The organism is Amycolatopsis sp. NPDC114505, assembly GCF_055633615.1.
On the sequence record NZ_JBVKDV010000001.1, the window covers coordinates 1,071,845 to 1,089,777 of the forward strand.

A 17,933-nucleotide genomic window follows, 5' to 3' on the forward strand; every position below is an offset into this window, starting at 1 on the left:
GAGAAGGGTCGCGCGTCCGGGAAGCTTGCTCATGGCGCGTGGACCGCCGGGATGTGCTGAGTGCCGATGCGCTTGCGGAACACCCAGTACGTCCAGCCCTGGTAGATCAGCACGGCCGGTGCGCCGAAGACGGCCACCCAGGTCATGACGGTCAGCGTGTACGGGCTCGACGCGGCCCCTTCGATGGTCAGCGTGTTGGCGGCGTCGAGCGTCGAGGGCAGGACGTTCGGGAAGAGCGAACCGAACATGACCACCGCGGCCCCGGCGATCACGACGCCGAGCGCCGCGAACGCCTGCCCGTCGCGGTCGGAGCGCAGCCGCAGCCAGGCGACCACCGCGGCGACGGCGCTGATGCCGAACGCGAGCAGCGTCCACAGCGTGCCCGAGCGCCACTGGACGACCGACAGGAACGCGACGATCGGCACCATGGCGGCCGGCAGGAGCCGCAGCGCCAGGACACGGGCACGTTCCCGCAGGTCTCCGCTGGTTTTGAGGGCCAGGAACGCCGCGCCGTGGGTGATCGCGAAGGCGGCGACCGCGACCGCGCCGAGCAGGGTGTCCCAGCGGAAGGCGGCGAACGCCGAGCCGACGCGGTTGCCTTCGGCGTCGAGGGGCAGGCCGAGGACCGTGGTGGCGAGGATGAGGCCGACGCCCAGCGGCGCGACCCACGAGCCGGCCATGATCACGCGGTCCCAGGTGCGCCGCCAGCGCTCGGAGTCGACCTTGCCGCGGTATTCGAACGCGACGCCGCGGCCGATGAGGGCGAGCAGCACGATCAGGAGCGGCAGGTAGGCGGCCGAAAAGAGGCCCGCGTACCAGGCCGGGAAGGCGGCGAACATGGCTCCGCCGGCGACGATGACCCAGACCTCGTTGCCGTCCCAGACGGGCCCGATGGTGTTGACCATGACGCGGCGCTCGGTGTTGTCGCGCGCGAGGACGGGCAGCAGCATGCCGACGCCGAAGTCGAAGCCTTCGAGGAAGAGGTAGCCGAGCCAGAAGAAAGCGATGACGACGAACCAGATCGTGGCGAGGGTCATCGGGTCACTCCTCGATCGCGGTAGCCGTGAGTTGTCCACAGCCTGCCGAGTTGTCCACAGGTTGGCTGTGGGTAACTCGTCAGAGTGAAGGCAGCAATACTTTGAGTGTTCATCGAGTCGTCACCTCAGTACGCGAAGGCGAGTGTGTCGCCGTCGGAGTCCTTCTTCTCCGGAGGCATCACCGCCGCGACGCCGCCGCGGACGTACTTGCGCATCAGGTACAGCTCCACCACGCCGAGCGCCGCGTACACCGTGGTCAGCGCGATCAGCGACGTCCAGACCTCACCCGTCGTCAGCCGCGACACCGCCTGGGCCGTGAACATCCACACCCCGTCGACGCCCGACGGGTTCGGGACGACCACGAACGGCTGACGGCCCATCTCCGTGAAGATCCAGCCCGCGCTGTTGCCCAGGAACGGCGTTGCGATGCCACCGAGGACCAGCAGCGGGAACCAGCGCCCGCTCGGGATGCGGTCCCGGCGCGTCAGCCAGAGCGCCAGCAGGCCGATGCCCGCCGACACCGCGCCGAAGCCGATCATCATGCGGAAGCCCCAGTACGTCACCGGCAGGTTGGGCACGTAGTCGATCGGCTTGCCCGCCAGCGACCCCAGCTCCGGGTCGTTCGGGTAGTTCGTGCCGTACTTGGCCTGGTACTCCGTGATCAGGTCTTCGACGCCCTTGACCTCGGTCTTGAAGTCGTTGTGGGCCAGGAACGACAGCAGCGCCGGCACGTTGAACGTCTTGACGTCCTCGCAGTTCGACCCCGCGACGTCGCCGATCGCGATGATCGAGAAGCTCGCCGGCTGCTCCGTGTGGCACAGCGCTTCTGCCGACGCCATCTTCATCGGCTGCTGCTCGAACATCAGCTTGCCCTGCGTGTCACCGGTGATCGCGAGGACGGCGAACGCCGCGATGCCGACCCAGCCGCCGAGACGCAGCGAGGAGCGCCAGACGTCCTGGTCCGAGCGACGCCGCCAGAGGTGCCAGCCCGCGACGCCCACCAGGAACGCCGCCGCCACCGAGAACGCGCCGGCCAGGGTGTGCGGGATCGCGGCGAGCGCCGTGTTGTTCGTCAGCACCGCCCAGATCGAGTTCATCGTCGGCTTGCCGTTCTCGAACGTCACGCCGACCGGGTGCTGCATCCACGAGTTCGCGGCCAGGATGAAGTACGCCGACGCCATCGTGGCCAGCGAAAACGCCCACGCGCACGCCAGGTGGACCTTCTTCGGCAGCCGGTCCCAGCCGAAGATCCACAGGCCGAGGAAGGTCGACTCGACGAAGAACGCGAGGAGCCCTTCCATCGCGAGCGGCGCGCCGAAGACGTCACCGACGAAGCGCGAGTACGCGCTCCAGTTCATCCCGAACTGGAACTCCTGCACGATGCCGGTCACGACGCCCATCGCGAAGTTGACCAGCAGCAGCTTGCCCCAGAACTTCGTCATCTTCAGGTGCCGCGGCTCGCCGGTGCGGACCCAGCGGGTCTGCATCGCCGCGACCAGGATCGACAGCCCGATGGTCAGCGGGACCATCAGGAAGTGGTAGACGGTGGTGATGCCGAACTGCCACCGCGCTAGCTCTAGGACCTCCACGTGGTCCAGCGTGCTCCGGAGCTCCGGCCACAGCCAGATCAAGTGGTCCCGACAAACCAAGGACCAACGTCCTGGGTGACTACAGCTGGTCGAGTGCCTGCCGCGCCTCGTCCGCGACGACCCGCCGCGGGCCCGTGTCACCGAGGTCCAGGACGTGCTTCAACGCCAGCGCGTACGCCGTGTCGAACGCCTTGCCCGCGTCGACCGGGAGGTCCGGGCGGACGCCGACGCCTTCCCAGTTCTCCCCGGTCTCCGGGTGCAGCGACCGCGCGATCGACACGGTCACGTCGAGGTAGGTGTCCACCTTGAACTGCTCACGCGGGTGGGCGCCGCCGCGCGTGGCCTCCCCGACGGTCTTCGCGCGGCCCTGCTGCTGGAGCGAGAACGCGAGGTCCTCACCACCGGAGAACGTGCCCGGCCCGGTCAGCACCCAGACCGGCTTGGTGCCACCGAACCGCAGGCCGGGAACGTAAGGCAGGGTCCACATCTGCGTCGTGCGGTGGCCTTCGCGCTCGTAGATGTCGAGGTAGTGCACCTGCTCGTCGACGAGGTAGGTCTGCAGCAGCGCGCTCGTGCCGGGGGTGCCGCCGCGGTTGCGGCGCACGTCCAGCAGCAGCGCGTCGGCGGGCGCGAGCAGCGTCATCGCGGCCGCGATCGCGGGGCCGGCCAGCTCGGGCGGGTAGAGCAGCGTCGTGTCGAGGTAGCCGACGTTGCCGGCGAGTCTCTTCACCTCGGCGATGCCGAAGCCCTCCAGCTCGGCCTCGAGCCGGAACCCGTCGGAGTTCACGGCCGCGTCGCCGTCGTCCGCGACCGGGTCGACGTGGTGACGCAGGCGCAGGTGCTTGTCGCCGTTCACCGACTGCAGGTCGGTTGTGACCAGCGTCGCGAACTCCGCGTCACCGAGTCCGTCGTACGCGCCTTCGCCGAGACGCTGGTGAAGCACTTCAGCCAGCTTCGCCGCTACGTCCGGGAAGACGTAGTGAGCTTCCAGCCGGCGGATGACCTCGTTGACCTGCGCAGCACGCGCCTCTGACCCCATGGACGTCAACCTACCCCAGACCACAATCGAATTTTCGGCGTACCGAAGAAAATTGTGCGACCCGGCTTGACGACAAATTCATGGCGACCGATCCGGCAATTTCGCGGAAGCCATCAGCTTGCGCCTTTCCGAATCCGCCCTTTATCGTTGCAGTGAAAGGGGCGAAAATACTCATGACTCCCGCGATGGTGGCGCTGATCAGCGCGTTCGGCCTGGTCCTCGCCGTGGAACTGCCGGACAAGACGCTGGTCGCCACCCTGGTGCTGACCACCCGTTTCCGCGGTGGCCCGGTATTCGCCGGGGTCTGCGCCGCGTTCGCCGTGCAATGCGTCATCGCGGTCGCGTTCGGCAGTGTCCTGACGCTGTTGCCGGACGTCGTCCTTTCGCTGGTCGTCGCCGCGATGTTCGGCCTCGGCTCTTTCATGCTCCTTCGCGAGGGATTCAGCGAAGGAGACGAAGCCGGTGAAGACGCTTCGCGCGTCGGCCCCGCTCCGCTGTCCTTCCTGCGCTCCGCGATGACGTCGTTCGGTGTGCTCTTCGCCGCCGAGTGGGGCGACGCCTCCCAGCTCGCGACGGCGAGCCTCGCCGCCCGCATCGGCAACCCGGTCGCCGTCGGCGTCGGCGCGTTCGCCGCGCTGATCGTCGTCGCCGGGCTGGCGGTGTTCATCGGCGCCAAGATCCGCAGCCGGATCAAGCCGAAGCTGATCCAGCGCTGCGCCGGGTTCGTCTTCGCCGGATTCGCGGCGTTCGCCCTGCTCCAGCTGGCCTTCTGACCGCTGCCTCACAGGTTCACCGGGTAACCTTTCGGAAACGAAAGGGTGGAAGCCAGGTGAACAAGCCATTGCCCGCGGTCTCGCCGTTGCACGGCCGGGTCGCGCTCGGCGGCATCGGCCTCGCCGTGGCCATCTCCATCGACCTGCACCTGCGGCTCTCCGGCCAGGTCAGCCCGGTCTGGCAGACGCTGTCGGAGTACGTCTACGGCAAGCTCGGCTCGTCGTCGGCCGCTCCCCTGTTCAGCGTGATGTGCCTGGCCCTCTCGCTCGGCTCGGTCGCCCTGCTCGCCGGCATCGCGAAGGCGCACCGGCCGGGCACCACCGCCGTCTGCGTACTGCTCGGCGTGTGGTCGGCCGGGCTGCTGGTGTGCGGGCTCGTGCCCGTGGACCCCGACGGCCAGGCGCGCTCGCTGTCCGGGCAGGTCCACAACCTCGCCGCGCTCACGGCGTTCGTCGCCCTTCCCGCGGCCGCGCTCGTGCTGACCAAGAAGGGTCGTGAGCGCTGCCCGTGGGAACCACGCCGGACGACGATCCGGCGCCTGGCCACGGCGAGCTTCGCCAGCGTCGGCATCGTGCTCGGCGGGTTCGTCCTCACGCTCGTCCTCGGCCCCGCGAACCAGGAGGTCACGCTGGGCCTGTTCGAGCGCCTGCTGTTCACGATCGACGTCACGCTGCTGCTGACGATGGTCCGGCCGCTGCGCTAAGCGTCCGTCCGCAGGATGCCGGCCAGCCGGGCGGCGGCCGCGACGACCTGCGGGCCCACCTCGGCGGCCTTGAGCGGCTCCAGCGACACGACTCCGACGCTCGCCTTCAGGCCCGGTACGCCGCGGACCGGCGCCGCGACGCCGGACGCGCCCGCCTCCAGCTCACCCGTCGACGTCACCCAGCCGTCGCCGCCCGGACGCAGGGACATCGCCTTGCCGGCCGCACCCGACGTCAGCGAATGCCGGCTCCCGACGCGGTAGGCGACGTGGAAGCTGGTCCACGAAGGCTCGACCACGGCCACCGCAAGCGCTTGCGCCCCCTGGGCGACCGACAGGTGCGCGGTCGCGCCGACCTTCTCGGCCAGCTCGCGCAGCACCGGGCCGGCCGCGTCACGCAGCTGCGGCAGCACCTGGCCGGCCAGCCGGAGCAGGCCGACGCCGAGCCGGACCTTGGTGCCGTCGCGCCAGACCAGCCCACGCTCCGACAGCGGCACCAGGAGCCGGTAGACGGCCGCGCGGCTGGCCCCGATGGCCACGGCCAGCTCGGAGATGGTCGCCGCGTCGCCGCCGGCGTCGGCCACTGCCTGCAGCAGCGCCAGCCCTCGGTCGAGCGTCAGCGACCCCTCCCGGCTGGTCACAGCAAGCCGAGTTCGCCCATGTCGGCGACGGGCTGCTCGAACGAAGCCGCCGCGTAAGACGCGAAGAGCGCCCGGACGGCCTTCGCGGCCTGCTCGGACAACCCACGGGCCTCCTCGGCCAGCGCTTCGGCGTCGGTCGACTCCAGCGCACCCCGGACGTCGCCGCCGGAGAGGCTGCGCCCGGAGGCCACGAGGAGGTTGAGGAAGCCGTGGTGCACGATGCCGGTGTCGGGGTCGGTGTGCCGGACCGCGCGGTGCAGGCTGTTCGTCGCCTTGAACGACGCACCGGTGGACCCGCTGACGACGGCGAGGAAGTCCGCCACCTCGTCGACGCTGGGGAAGTTCTCACCGGCCTGGCCGCCGCAGCGGATCTTCGGCCAGCTGCCGTGCTCGATGACCTTCCGCACGCCGTCCAGCCAGCCGACGCCGCGCCGCGGCTCGACGACGCGGATGACGTCCTCCGGGACGAACTCCGAGACGCGCTCCAGCCACACCTCGTCGACGTCCGACGGCGCCGGCATCTCGACCATCCGCAGCGCCAGCAGCTCGCTGCGCGACTCGACGATCGAGATCGCCTTCGGGACGCCGCCGAGGCCGGTGTCGATGATCAGCGAGAGCGGCAGCGGCTGCTTCGGCTTGATCTTGATCAACTCGGTGATCAGCTCCGGCAGCCGCGAGGCCTGACAGAGAAAAACCCCCAGTACACCGGCGTGTTCGGACTCCCGGCTCGCGAAGTGCGCCCGCAGGGCTTCCGGCATGGCGGCAACGGCCGGCGGGAACAGCGCCGAGTCGTCGACGAGCCTCGCGAACAGAGGAGGAATTCCACGGGGGCCGGGGGGCGTGAGTTCCACAGCGCTTGACACGACTGACACGCTAGTAGCGTTCGACATCAGGACAAAATCGTTCGCGCAACGGACACGTCTGGAGGGCACGGCGATGCCTTACTACCGGCGAGTAGGCGAGATCCCGCACAAGCGGCACACGGCGTTCCGGAAGCCGGACGGTGGCCTCTACGCCGAGGAGCTGATGGGTGTCGAGGGCTTCTCCGCCGACTCCGCGCTGCTCTACCACCGCGGCCTGCCGACGGCGATCGTCGACGCCGTCGCGGTCGAGGAGGACCGCGGGTCGCTGACCCCGAACCTCCCGCTCAAGCCGCGGGCGTACCAGACCCGGGACCTCAAGTTCGGCGGCGAGGCCGACGCGGTGACCGACCGGCGCCGGCTGTTCGGCAACAACGACGTCACCATCGGGTTCGTCACCGCGACCGCGCCCAGCCCGCTCTACCGCAACGCGGCCGGCGACGAGCTGTTCTACGTCCAGGGCGGCTCCGCGACGGTCGAGACGATCTACGGCAGCCTCGAGATCGGCGACGGCGACTACCTCGTGCTCCCGACGTCGTGCACCTACCGCGTCCTCCCCCACGGCGAGGTCGGCCTCTTCATCCTGGAGGCGCGCGGGCACATCGGGCCGCCGAAGCGGTACCTGTCGGCGAAGGGCCAGTTCCTCGAGCACTCGCCGTACTGCGAACGCGACATCCGCGGGCCGTCGTCGCCGCTGGTCGTGGACGGCGAAGACGTCGAGGTGCTCGTGCGGCACCGCGCCGGCCTGACGCGCTACACGTACGCGACGCACCCGTTCGACGTCGTCGGCTGGGACGGCTGCCTCTACCCGTGGGCGTTCAACATCGACGACTTCGAGCCGATCACCGGCCGCGTCCACCAGCCGCCGCCCGTGCACCAGACGTTCGAGGGCCCGAACTTCGTCGTCTGCTCCTTCTGCCCGCGGAAGGTCGACTACCACGCGGACTCGATCCCGGTGCCGTACAACCACGCGAACGTCGACTCCGACGAGCTGATGTTCTACGTGCGCGGCAACTACGAAGCCCGCAAGGGTTCCGGGATCGGCGTCGGCTCGCTCTCGCTGCACCCGTCCGGTTTCACGCACGGCCCGCAGCCGGGCGCGGCGGAGGCGTCGATCGGCGCGGAGTTCTTCGACGAGACCGCGGTCATGGTCGACACGTTCGCGCCGCTCGAGCTCGGCGAGGCGGCCGACGCGTCCGAAGACGCCGGTTACGCGTGGACGTGGTCACGCCGCGGCCCTAAGGGATAATCAAGTTCCGGAATTACCGTCCCCTCCCCGTTCCGCTGCCCGATAATGGAGTTTCCGGTGGCGGAACGGGGAGGATTCGATGATCAATTCCCAACCAGCACGGCGCAAGAGAAAGTTTCTCCCGTTCCTCGCCGCGATCGTGGTCGCCGCCGGGTTGATCATCGCGATCCGGGCCTGGACCAGCGACTCGGGCGACGAGGCGGACGCGCCGAAATGCACCGGCTCGGACGCCATCGCGCTGAATGTCGCGTCGTCCCCGGAAAAGGTCGGAATAGTCCAGGAAGCCGCGAAGGCCTACTCCGGACGGACCGTCGCCGGGCATTGCGTCGACGTGATCGTGAAGTCGAAGTCGTCGGGCATCGCGATGCAGGCGCTGGCGAACGGCTGGAACGAGGCCACGGACGGGCCACGCCCCGACGTCTGGACGCCGGCCGCGAGCGGCTGGGTCAACCTGCTGCGCGTCAACGCGAAGGGCGATTCGGCGTCGATCGTGCCGGACGGCGACCCGCAGTCGATCGCGAACTCGCCGCTGACCGTCGCGATGCCGAAGCCGATGGCCGAGGCGCTGGGCTGGCCGGCCAAGCCGATCGGCTGGAAGGACCTCGCCACGCTCGCGACCGACCCGGCGGGCTGGGCGAAGTACGGCCACCCGGAGTGGGGCAAGTTCCGGCTGGGCAAGACGAACCCGAACATCTCCACCGCGGGGCTCAACGCGACCATCGGCGCGTACTACGCGGCCACCGGCACGTCGTCCGACCTCACCGCGGCCGCGCTCGAGAAGCCCGAGGCCAGGCAGTTCGTCACGAACATCGAGCAGGCGATCGTGCACTACGGCGACAACACGCTCACGTTCCTGACGAACCTGCAGAAGGCCGACGACCGCGGCGCGGCGCTGTCCTACATCTCGGCGGTGACCGTCGAGGAGAGCTCGCTGATCGGCTACAACCAGGGCAACCCGACGAACGACCCGGCGAAGGTCGGCCAGCACGCGCCGCCGAAGGTGCCGCTCGTCGCGATCTACCCGGCGGACGGCACGCTCAACTCCGACCACCCGTTCGTCACGCTGAACTGGGCCGACCCGACGCGCAAGCAGATCGCCACCGACTTCCTCGGCTACCTGCGCGGCCCGGAGACGCAGCAGCGGTTCGCCGCGCTGGGCTTCCGGTCGTTCGACGGCAAGCCCGGCCCGCAGGTGACGACCCAGAACGGCGTCCAGCCGGACGCGAAGATCAACTTCATCCGGCCGCCGTCGCCGACCGTGCTGTCGAAGCTGCTGAGCTCGTGGACCGACCTGCGCAAAAAGGCGAACGTGCTGCTGGTCGTGGACGTCTCGGGGTCGATGGGCGACGAGGTCAAGGGCACCGGCAAGAGCAAGATCGACCTCGCCAAGCAGGCCGCGATCGACGCGCTCGGCCAGTTCGTGCCGCGTGATCAGGTCGGGCTCTGGCAGTTTTCGACGCACCTCGACGGCGACCGCGACTACCAGGAGCTGGTCCCGGTCCAGGCGCTCGGGAACAGCGGCAAGGAGACGCTGGCGTCGCGGCTGAGCGGGCTGACGCCGCAGGCCGGCACCGGGCTCTACGACTCTTCGCAGGCCGCGTACGAGTACATGAAGGCGCACATCGACCCGGCCGCGATCAACGCGGTCGTGGTGCTGACGGACGGCCGCAACGAGGACTCCGGCGGCGTCGACCTCGAGCACCTGCTGCCGCAGCTGCGGCCGGAGGGCAACGCGGAGACGGTCCGGCTGTTCACGATCGCCTACGGCTCGGACGCCGACCAGGGCGTGCTGAAGCAGATCGCCGAAGCGACCGAGGGATCGGAGTACGATTCGTCCAAACCGGACTCGATCAACCAGGTGTTCACCTCCGTGATTTCCAATTTCTGACATGAAGTTCGCCCGTGAGCTCGCCGAACCGTGGGGGCTGCTGCTGGCCGCCACCTCGGCCGGGGTGGCCTGGGCCGTCCAGCTGCCGGTGCTCGTCGCCATCCTGATCGGGGTGGCGGTGCTGGCCGCGCGGGCGGGCGTGGCGGTCGCGACGCGCGAGAAGGAACCAGAACGGCGCGAAGCGCGGATCCTCGACGTCGCCGCCGGTTCCGCTGAGGAGAACTGGCTGCGCCGGGCCGAGGGCGCGGCCGAGGGGTTCGCGTCGCTGAGCTCGTCTCTCGACACCGGCCCGCTGGCCGACCGCGTCACGGACATGGAGCCGGTGGTCGAGGAGACGCTGGCGACGCTCCGGCGTCTCGCGGGGCGCGCGTCGGCGACCGGGAAGGCGCTTTCCCGGGTGGACCTCGAGGCCGTGACACGGGAACGGCACCGGCTGGAGCAGTCGATCGGATCGGCGCGCGAGGAAGTCCGGGGCGATCTCGAACAGGCGTTGACGTCGGTCAAAGCCCAGGAGGACGTGCACGCCCGCCTCTCCGGCGCGCAGGACAAGCTGCTGGCTCAACTCCAGTCGGGCGCACTCGGGCTGGACAGCCTGGTGGCTCGCGTCGCGGAGCTGACGGCGGCGACCACGGACGTCGCGGTGGACACCGGTGCGGTGCGGGAGCTGAGCGACCAGCTGGAGGGCATCCGGCAGGGCGTGCTGGAGACCGAGCAGGCGACGCGGAGGTCACTCGGTTAGACGGACACGGGCGTCCGGTCCCGACGCGGCAGGAGCAACGGCGTCACCAGCACCAACACCCCGGCGACGCCGATCACGACGCGCGGACCGGTGAAGCCGGCGAGCACGCCCCCGAGCGCGGTCAGCGTGGCGATCGACGCCTTGGTGCTGACCGACCACGCCGAGAGCGTGCTCGCGACGCGGTCCGCCGGGAGCTGCTCGAGCCGGTAGGTCGCGAGCACCGGGTTGAACACGCTGCAGGAGACGATCAGGCCCAGTTCGACGACCATGACGAAGACGAGCCCGCCGGCACCACCCGGCAGGAAGGCGAGCGCGAGCAGCCAGCACGCTCTGACGCTGCCGGCCACGACCAGCACGCGGTGCCGGCCGAACCGCGCGACGAGCCGCGGGGTCAGCCGCGAGCCGGCGAGCCCGCCGAGGCACGGGACGGCGAACGCGAGCCCGTACTGCCACGGCGTGAACCCGAGCTGGTTCAGCATGAGCACGGCGAGCAGCGGCTCGGTGCCCATGATCAGGCCGTTGAACAGCAGGACGTTGAAGTACAGCGGCCGCAGCCCGGGGTGCGTCAGGATCGTGCGCCACCCTTCGGCCAGGTCACGCGCACGCAGGCGGGCGGTCTGCCGCGGGCGCGGTTCGTCGCCGCCGATCGCCCGGATCCCGAGCGCGGAGAGCAGGAAGCTGACGGCGTTGGCGGCCACCGACGTCACCGGCCCGAAGAGCGCGAACGCGGCCCCACCGAGCGGCGGCCCGAGCGCGGTGGCCGTCCAGTTCGTCGACTCGAACCGCCCGTTCGCGACGAGCAGGTCCTCGGGCGGCACGAGCCCCTTCAGGTAGGCGCCACTCGCGGAGGTGAAGGTGATGTCCGCCGAGGCGACGATCACCGAGACGACGAGGAGCTGCGCGAAACTCAGCGACCCGAGTGCGTAGAGGAGGGGAACGCTGATCAGCGCGCCGAACCGGACGAGGTCCATGGCCACGAGCACCGGCCGCTTGCGCCGCCGATCGACCCAAGGCCCCAGCGGCACGGCGACGAGCGCCCCGACGGCCGGCCCGACGGCGGCGAGCGCGGAGACGGCCGCGGGCCCGGCGTGCAGCACGAGGATCGCCAGCATGGGGAAGGCCCCGAAGCCGAGCCAAGTCCCGAACGCACTCACGGCGTAAGCCGTCCACAGCCACCTGAACCGCCGCCCGAGCCGCCTGCGCATCACCGGAGGATCAAAGCGGGGAACGACGCCGGGATCAACCAGCAACGCGGCGAGTCCTTGCACCACAAGGCTCATCCGGACGTCGCGTTGGAGGTCGTGACGCTTTTCGACACCGCGATCACCGCGGTCCGCGCCGGCTCGATCGACGCGTCGTTCCGCGCGGTCGCCGAGCTGCCCGCGGACCTCGACGCGCAGCGAGTGTTCGACGAGCCGGTGCAGCTGCTGTGCGGACCCGCGCACCCGCTGGCCGCGTCGTCGTCGGTGACCCCGCGACCTCGGCGGAGGTGGCCACCCTGGTCGGGGCGGGAAGCCGGATCCTGTGGCCGGCCGAGCACGACCTGCGGCGCGTGCCGATCGAGAACCCGACGCCGGTGTATCCCCATTCGCTCGTCTGGCGGCGGGACAACGCGCACCCGGCGCTGGCCCGGCTGGGCGAACTAGCTCGTCACCGCGTTCTCGCGGGACTTGCCGTACGACAGCCTGAGGGCGACCCAGCCGTCGCGTTCGCCGGCGCAGATCTCCTCGACCGTCTCCACCAGGACCGCCGCCGCGCCGGGGGTCGCGTAGTTGCCGTGTTTGGCGGCGAACAGCGCGATCTCCTTCTCGATCGCGTAGCGCGCCCGGGTGCGGCTGGTCCAGTTCTCCTTGTAGCCGCCCAGGGCCCGGATCCCGTTGATCAGCACCGCGAGGGACCCGACGGCGGCGATGAGCCGCACGTCGAGGGCGAACGCCGCGAGCGCGGGGATCGTGGCGGTCACGACCAGGCTCGTCACCTCGACGACGGAGTGCCGGCGCCGCGCCGCCCACGACGATCGCTGGTAGCGCCGCCACTCGGCGAGCACCGACGGTGGCACGAGTTCGTCGTCGACGCCCTTCGCTTCCAGGACCCACTGGCTTCGCGCGATCGAGCGCGGCTCCTTCTTCATGGGACGAAAGTTCACACCACCGGGGTATCCGGTCAAGCAGGCGGTCAGCCGAGCCAGACCGTGCCGAGCACCGGATAGCCCGGCACGCCCGTCTTCGCCGCGCCCGGCCGCGGGACTCCCGCGATCCACAGGCGGCCCGTCGTGGCGATGTTGGCCGCCATCGACGGGTCCGCCTTGTGCAGGCGGAAGCCGACCACGGTGCCGTCGGCCAGCATGGTCAGGCCGCTCAGCCGGGCCGCGCCGTGGCGGCCCATGCGGACCGGGCCGTCGAGGACCGCGCGCAGCTCCGTCCAGTGGTCCGCCGTCAGGGGACGGCGGTAGGCGACCCCGCGCGACGCGGTCACGAGCGCGCCCAGCAGGGCGCCGGCCGTGATGGTCAGCGCGGCCCACTTCGTCGCAGGGAAGTCGAACCGCACCCACACCGCGAACCCGGCCAGGGCCAGCAGGAACGCCGTCACCGCGTGCAGTTCGCGGGCGATCCGGCGGCGGTGCGCGGTCAGCACGGGGTCGAGCCGCGGAGACTCGGACCCGGCCAGGAGCGGCACGGCCACCACCGCGCCCGACGGCGGCGCGTCGAAGATCCGGGCCCGGTGCACCCGGACGACGCCGGAGAAGCCGACGAACACCTTCGGGCCGCGCCCCAGCAGCCACACCCGGCGGTGGCCGGCCAGCAGCAGCCGGTACGCATCATCGAGCCGGACGCGCAGCCAGCGGCCGTCCGGCAGGCGGACGCCGACCGTCCGGCCCGCGGCGACCAGGCCGTCGGGCGCGATGTCCACCTGGCGGAACGGCTCCCGCTTCAGCCGCGTCTCGGGCACCCTGAGGTACGCGCGGTGGAGCCACCACGCCACGGCCGGGCCGGCCAGCGCGATCGTGGCGAGCGAGAGCGCGACCCCGGCGCCGGTGAAGAACTGGGCGATCCCGAAGACGGGCAGGGCCCAGGTCAGCAGGCGTCCGTTCGCGGCGGTGCGGCCGATCCGGTCGAGGTACTCGCCGAAGATCGGCAGCGCGCCCGACGGCATGGCGGAGTCGAGTTCGAACGCGGGCACGCGTTCGGGAACCGGGACGATCTGCACGTGGAGCCCCCACCGTGTCGACACTGGTCACCGGCCTTTTCGGAATTTTGCACAGCAGCGTTACCGGTACTCCGTTCAGCGGAACGCCCGCGTGACCCGGACCGCAGCGCGGCGACTATCCAGACGGCGAGATTCAGGTTAGGCTCACCTAAGTAGGAGGTGAGCCGTGACCGAGGCCCCGACATCCATCCGCCGCCCGCCGGCGCCGAACCCCGCCGAGCGCGCCAAGACGATCGCGACCCGCAACGGTCCCGCGTCCTTGATGCCCACCTGCGAACGCGCCGGTCTGGACGGCGAGCGCGTCGTCCCGGTCCTGCACCACGTGCACCACAGCGGCAGCGTCAGCGTGCTGCTGCCCGACGACCACTCGATGGTCCGCGCGGCCAAGCAGACCCAGCGCGGCGAGCTGGCCGTGATGGTCGAGCTCGCCGACCAGGCACCGGTCGCCCTGCGGGAGCCGATCCGCGGGCTGCTGTGGATCACCGGCTGGCTGCGGCCGCTCTCGCCGGTGTCGGCCCGCGCGCGGGCCCTCTCGATCGCCGAGTCGCGGCCGGACGAACGGCTCCTCGACGTCGGCCACGGCGTCACGCTGCTGCGGCTCACCCCGGCGTCGCTCGTGCTGGCCGACGCCGAAGGCACGCACTCGCTGCGCCCGCACATGTTCAGCGCGGCGCCACCGGACCCGTTCCACGACTACGAGGCCCAGTGGCTGCGGCACCTGGAGAGCGACCACTCCGACGTCGTCGAGCAGCTGGCGAAGCACCTGCCGGCGGAGCTGCGCGGCGGCCGGATCCGCCCGCTCGGGCTCGACCGGTTCGGGCTGCGGCTGCGCGTCGAGTCGGACTCGGGCGACCACGACGTCCGGCTGGCGTTTTCGAAGTCCGTCGAGAGCCCGCCGCAGCTCGCGATGGAGCTGCGGCGGCTGGTCGGCTGCCCGTTCCTGCGGGGTGCGTCAGGCTAGCTCGGCGGGGAAGCCGCCCTTGGCCAGCGGACCCCAGCTCTCGATCGTCACGCGGATGATGCTCTTGCCCTGCTTGACCATGGCTTCGCGGTATTCGTCCCAGTCCGGGTGTTCGCCCGAAATGCTGCGGAAGTAGTCCACGAGCGGCTCGACGGAGTCCGGGATGTCCAGCACCTCGGCGGTGCCGTTGAGCTGGACCCACTGGTCGTTCCACTCGTCGGACAGGATGCAGGCCGACACCTGGGCGTTGCGCTTGATGTTCACGATCTTGGCGCGCTTCGGGTAGGTCGAGATGACCAGCCTGCCCTCGGCGTCGACGCCGCACGTGACCGGCGAGAGCTGCGGGCCGCCGTCGGCCTTCGTGGTCAGCAGGATCGCGCGGTGGCGGGTGGACAGGAACTCGACCAGCGCGGCGCGGTCGACGGTTTCGTTGGTGGCGATGCTCCTCGGCATACCCCGAAGGTAGCGTGCGCACATGACGTTCACCGCGCGATCGTGGCTGGCGCCGGCCGCACCGGCGTTCCCGGAACCGATCGACGACCCGCGGGAACGCCGCGCGATCAAGCTCGAGCTGCTGATCGTCTTCGGCATCACGCTCGGGCTGTCCGGGGTGCGCAGCCTGCTGTCCCTTGTGGACTCGCTGCTGCAGCCGACGCCCCTGGCCCAGCAGCAGGTCCAGCTCAACGTGCCCCAGGCCGCGGCGAGCCTGATCGACCTGCTCAAGCAGCTGCTCTCGGCCGCCCAGCTGGTCGGCTGGGGCGCGCTCGGGCTGTACTTCCTGTGGCGCGCCGGGATCAAGATCGCCCAGGTCGGGCTGGACCGCCGATCGCCCGGCCGCGACGCGCTGCTGACGCTCGGGCTCGCCGCGTTGATCGGGATCCCCGGCCTGGCCCTCTACTTCATCTCCTACCACCTGGGCTTCAGCCTGGCGGTGCAACCGTCCACTTTGAACGACACGTGGTGGCGGCCGGTCACGCTGACGCTTTCCGCGTTCGGCAACGCGTTCGCCGAAGAGGTCCTGGTCGTCGGGTACCTGCTGACGCGGCTGCGCCAGCTCGGCGTCCGGGAGAACAACGCCCTGGTCGGCGCCGCCGTGCTGCGCGGGTCGTACCACCTGTACCAGGGCTTCGGCGGGTTCGTCGGGAACCTGATCATGGGCCTGGTGTTCGGCCGGCTGTGGCAGAAGACGAACCGGCTGTGGCCGCTCGTGGCTGCCCACACGCTCTTCGACTTCGTTTCCTTCGTCGGATATGCGCTGCTGAAGGGGCACGTTTCCTGGCTGCCTTGACTAGGATTGGCGGGTGATCGACGAAACGACACCTCCCCGGGTGGACAGCGAAGTCGGACCCCTGCGCGCGGTGCTGCTGCACCGGCCCGGCAACGAGCTCAAAAGGCTGACGCCCCGCAACAACGACCAGCTCCTGTTCGACTCCATCCCGTGGGTCGACCGGGCCCAGGCCGAGCACGACGCGTTCGCCGACGTGCTGCGCAGCCGCGGCGTCGAAGTGCTGCTGCTGGCCGACGCGCTCCGGACGGCGCTGGAGGACGACCGCGCCCACGCGGCCGGCGTCCACGCGGCGGTCGACGACCGGCGGCTCGGCGTCGACCTCGCCGACTCGCTGCGGTCGCACCTGTCCGGCGTCAGCGCGCCCGGCCTCGCCGAGGTGCTGATGGCCGGGATGACGTTCGAGGAGCTGCCGTCCGCCGAGGGCGCGTCGCTGGTGCGGATGATGAACCACCCGCACGACTTCGCCGTCGACCCGCTGCCGAACCTGCTGTTCACGCGCGACTCGTCGGCGTGGATCGCCGACCGCGTCGCGATCTCGTCGCTGACCATGCCCGCGCGCCGGCGCGAGACCGCGGTGCTGGACCTGATCTACGCCTACCACCCGTACTTCCGGCACGCGGCCCGCGCGTACGGCGCGCATTCGGCGCCGATCGAGGGCGGCGACGTCATGCTGCTGGCGCCGGGCGTGCTGGCCATCGGCGTCGGCGAGCGGACGACGGCGGCCGGCGCGGAGTCGCTCGCGCGGTCCGTGTTCGCCGACGGCATCGCGCACACCGTGCTGGCGGTGCCGATCGAGCAGTCCCGCGCGACGATGCACCTGGACACGGTGTGCACGATGGTCGACGCCGACGCCGTGGTGATGTACCCGCTGGCGCGCGACTCGCTGACGGCGTTCACCATCCGGCCGACCGGCGACGGCGGCGTCAAGGTCGCCGGCCCCACGCCGTTCCTGGTGGCCGCGGCCGAGGCGATGGAGATCGACCGGCTGCGCGTCATCGACACCGGCCTCGACCCGGTGACGGCCGAACGCGAGCAGTGGGACGACGGCAACAACACCTTGGCGCTGGCGCCGGGCGTGGTCGTGGGTTACGAGCGGAACGTCGAGACGAACGAGCGTCTCGAGGCGGCCGGCATCGAGGTGCTGCCGATCGCCGGGTCCGAGCTGGGCTCCGGCCGCGGCGGCCCGCGGTGCATGTCCTGCCCGGTCCGCCGGGACCCTCTGCAATAAATGAAGTAAGCCTTCCCTAAATGCATTCGACAATTTAGGGAAGGCTTACTTAAATTAGGGGAGTCTTCTTTAGGAATGGTAACCCTAATAGGGGAGAGATCACCACCCTCAAGTGGCATTTCCGCCAAACTTGATCTATTCTGAACTACATGGCCCTCACCAAGAAAAAAGAGCCGCGCTCGAAGTTCTACGAACTGCTGCAGGCGCAGATCCACAACGAGTTCAACGCGTCCCAGCAGTACATCGCGCTCGCCGTGTGGTTCGACGCCGAGGACCTTCCGCAGCTGGCGAAGCACTTCTACAAGCAGTCGGTCGAAGAGCGCAACCACGCGATGGCGCTCGTGCAGTACATGCTCGACCGCGACCACCACGTCGAGATCCCCGGCACGGGTGAAGTGCGCAACGACTTCTCCGGCGTCACCGAGGTCATCGAACTCGCGCTCGCGCAGGAGAAGGACGTCGCCACCGACATCTCCGCCATGGCCAAGGCCGCCCGCGCCGAAGAGGACTACATCAGCGAGCAGTTCACGCAGTGGTTCCTCAAGGAGCAGGTCGAAGAGATCTCGCAGATGAGCACCCTGCTGAACGTCGTCAAGCGCGCGAACGGCAACCTGTTCGAGGTCGAGAACCACCTGCACCGCGAGTCCGTCGGCGACGGCGGCTCCGACTCGCAGATGCCGCCGGTGGCCGGCGGGGCACTCTGACTTTCCGGCTGCTGTCCCACCACACCGAA

Annotated in this window: 19 protein-coding genes; 10 read left to right on the forward strand and 9 right to left on the reverse strand. The window is 70.2% G+C overall.

What is annotated here, in order from left to right; genetic code table 11:
- Window positions 1-29: 29 nt before the first annotated feature.
- The 3 genes from cydB to ACZ7OU_RS05485 all read right to left on the reverse strand — a co-directional run bounded on the left by cydB (window position 30) and on the right by ACZ7OU_RS05485 (window position 3,665).
- Window positions 30-1,037: a cytochrome d ubiquinol oxidase subunit II gene (gene cydB / locus ACZ7OU_RS05475; RefSeq protein WP_470254335.1), complete on the reverse strand. Its 1,008-nt coding sequence runs from the start codon at window positions 1,035-1,037 to the stop codon at window positions 30-32.
- A 125-nt stretch (window positions 1,038-1,162) separates the two neighbouring features.
- The gene (locus tag ACZ7OU_RS05480) at window positions 1,163-2,626 is read right to left on the reverse strand and encodes a cytochrome ubiquinol oxidase subunit I (protein WP_470239967.1); all 1,464 of its coding nucleotides are present in this window, start codon (window positions 2,624-2,626) and stop codon (window positions 1,163-1,165) included.
- A 79-nt stretch (window positions 2,627-2,705) separates the two neighbouring features.
- The gene (locus ACZ7OU_RS05485) at window positions 2,706-3,665 is read right to left on the reverse strand and encodes a S41 family peptidase (RefSeq protein ID WP_470254336.1); all 960 of its coding nucleotides are present in this window, start codon (window positions 3,663-3,665) and stop codon (window positions 2,706-2,708) included.
- Between the two features lie 185 nt (window positions 3,666-3,850).
- On the opposite strand from ACZ7OU_RS05485, the gene ACZ7OU_RS05490 reads away from it, so the two are divergent.
- Window positions 3,851-4,438, forward strand: coding sequence for a TMEM165/GDT1 family protein (locus ACZ7OU_RS05490; protein WP_470240780.1), 588 nt, complete (start codon window positions 3,851-3,853; stop codon window positions 4,436-4,438).
- A gap of 56 nt (window positions 4,439-4,494) precedes the next feature.
- A complete protein-coding gene (locus tag ACZ7OU_RS05495) occupies window positions 4,495-5,142 on the forward strand; it encodes a DUF998 domain-containing protein (RefSeq protein ID WP_470254337.1) in 648 nt (215 codons plus the stop codon).
- On the opposite strand, the gene ACZ7OU_RS05500 is transcribed toward ACZ7OU_RS05495, so the two are convergent.
- Both ACZ7OU_RS05500 and ACZ7OU_RS05505 read right to left on the reverse strand, forming a co-directional pair.
- Window positions 5,139-5,780 (reverse strand): IclR family transcriptional regulator, encoded by a 642-nt coding sequence (locus ACZ7OU_RS05500; protein WP_470239970.1) that lies wholly within the window; start codon window positions 5,778-5,780, stop codon window positions 5,139-5,141. The two genes, ACZ7OU_RS05495 and ACZ7OU_RS05500, sit on opposite strands and share 4 nt — an antisense overlap.
- On the reverse strand, window positions 5,777-6,631 hold the full coding sequence (locus tag ACZ7OU_RS05505) for a hypothetical protein (RefSeq protein WP_470255885.1): 855 nt from the start codon (window positions 6,629-6,631) through the stop codon (window positions 5,777-5,779). The genes ACZ7OU_RS05500 and ACZ7OU_RS05505 overlap by 4 nt, the downstream gene beginning before the upstream one ends.
- A gap of 85 nt (window positions 6,632-6,716) precedes the next feature.
- On the opposite strand from ACZ7OU_RS05505, the gene ACZ7OU_RS05510 reads away from it, so the two are divergent.
- From ACZ7OU_RS05510 to ACZ7OU_RS05520, 3 genes are all read left to right on the forward strand, one after another.
- Window positions 6,717-7,889: a homogentisate 1,2-dioxygenase domain-containing protein gene (locus ACZ7OU_RS05510; RefSeq protein ID WP_470254338.1), complete on the forward strand. Its 1,173-nt coding sequence runs from the start codon at window positions 6,717-6,719 to the stop codon at window positions 7,887-7,889.
- Window positions 7,890-7,968: 79 nt separating this feature from the next.
- A complete protein-coding gene (locus tag ACZ7OU_RS05515; protein ID WP_470239972.1) occupies window positions 7,969-9,777 on the forward strand; it encodes a substrate-binding and VWA domain-containing protein in 1,809 nt (602 codons plus the stop codon).
- 1 nt (window position 9,778) lies between these two features.
- Complete coding sequence (locus tag ACZ7OU_RS05520; protein WP_470239973.1) at window positions 9,779-10,516, forward strand: hypothetical protein; 738 nt, start codon at window positions 9,779-9,781, stop codon at window positions 10,514-10,516.
- On the opposite strand, the gene ACZ7OU_RS05525 is transcribed toward ACZ7OU_RS05520, so the two are convergent.
- Window positions 10,513-11,721: an MFS transporter gene (locus ACZ7OU_RS05525; RefSeq protein ID WP_470254339.1), complete on the reverse strand. Its 1,209-nt coding sequence runs from the start codon at window positions 11,719-11,721 to the stop codon at window positions 10,513-10,515. The genes ACZ7OU_RS05520 and ACZ7OU_RS05525 overlap by 4 nt on opposite strands.
- A 96-nt stretch (window positions 11,722-11,817) precedes the next feature.
- On the opposite strand from ACZ7OU_RS05525, the gene ACZ7OU_RS05530 reads away from it, so the two are divergent.
- On the forward strand, window positions 11,818-12,162 hold the full coding sequence (locus ACZ7OU_RS05530; protein WP_470254340.1) for a LysR substrate-binding domain-containing protein: 345 nt from the start codon (window positions 11,818-11,820) through the stop codon (window positions 12,160-12,162).
- On the opposite strand, the gene ACZ7OU_RS05535 is transcribed toward ACZ7OU_RS05530, so the two are convergent.
- Together ACZ7OU_RS05535 and ACZ7OU_RS05540 are read right to left on the reverse strand one after the other, a co-directional pair.
- A complete protein-coding gene (locus ACZ7OU_RS05535; protein ID WP_470239975.1) occupies window positions 12,159-12,647 on the reverse strand; it encodes a DUF4231 domain-containing protein in 489 nt (162 codons plus the stop codon). The two genes, ACZ7OU_RS05530 and ACZ7OU_RS05535, sit on opposite strands and share 4 nt — an antisense overlap.
- Before the next feature lie 44 nt (window positions 12,648-12,691).
- Window positions 12,692-13,723: a hypothetical protein gene (locus ACZ7OU_RS05540; protein ID WP_470254341.1), complete on the reverse strand. Its 1,032-nt coding sequence runs from the start codon at window positions 13,721-13,723 to the stop codon at window positions 12,692-12,694.
- A gap of 166 nt (window positions 13,724-13,889) precedes the next feature.
- Between ACZ7OU_RS05540 and ACZ7OU_RS05545 the strand changes: the two genes are divergently transcribed.
- A complete protein-coding gene (locus ACZ7OU_RS05545; RefSeq protein WP_470254342.1) occupies window positions 13,890-14,684 on the forward strand; it encodes a DUF2470 domain-containing protein in 795 nt (264 codons plus the stop codon).
- Here ACZ7OU_RS05545 and ACZ7OU_RS05550 read toward each other — a convergent pair.
- Window positions 14,676-15,137, reverse strand: coding sequence for a PPOX class F420-dependent oxidoreductase (locus ACZ7OU_RS05550; protein WP_470239978.1), 462 nt, complete (start codon window positions 15,135-15,137; stop codon window positions 14,676-14,678). The two genes, ACZ7OU_RS05545 and ACZ7OU_RS05550, sit on opposite strands and share 9 nt — an antisense overlap.
- Window positions 15,138-15,159: 22 nt before the next feature.
- Here ACZ7OU_RS05550 and ACZ7OU_RS05555 point away from each other — a divergent pair, with 22 nt between their 5' ends.
- The 3 genes from ACZ7OU_RS05555 to ACZ7OU_RS05565 all read left to right on the forward strand — a co-directional run bounded on the left by ACZ7OU_RS05555 (window position 15,160) and on the right by ACZ7OU_RS05565 (window position 17,904).
- Complete coding sequence (locus ACZ7OU_RS05555) at window positions 15,160-15,972, forward strand: CPBP family intramembrane glutamic endopeptidase (protein ID WP_470254343.1); 813 nt, start codon at window positions 15,160-15,162, stop codon at window positions 15,970-15,972.
- Window positions 15,973-16,012: 40 nt separating this feature from the next.
- Window positions 16,013-17,200 (forward strand): arginine deiminase, encoded by a 1,188-nt coding sequence (locus tag ACZ7OU_RS05560; RefSeq protein ID WP_470240782.1) that lies wholly within the window; start codon window positions 16,013-16,015, stop codon window positions 17,198-17,200.
- Window positions 17,201-17,349: 149 nt separating this feature from the next.
- Window positions 17,350-17,904 (forward strand): ferritin, encoded by a 555-nt coding sequence (locus ACZ7OU_RS05565; protein WP_470239980.1) that lies wholly within the window; start codon window positions 17,350-17,352, stop codon window positions 17,902-17,904.
- The last annotated feature ends 29 nt before the right edge of the window (window positions 17,905-17,933 follow it).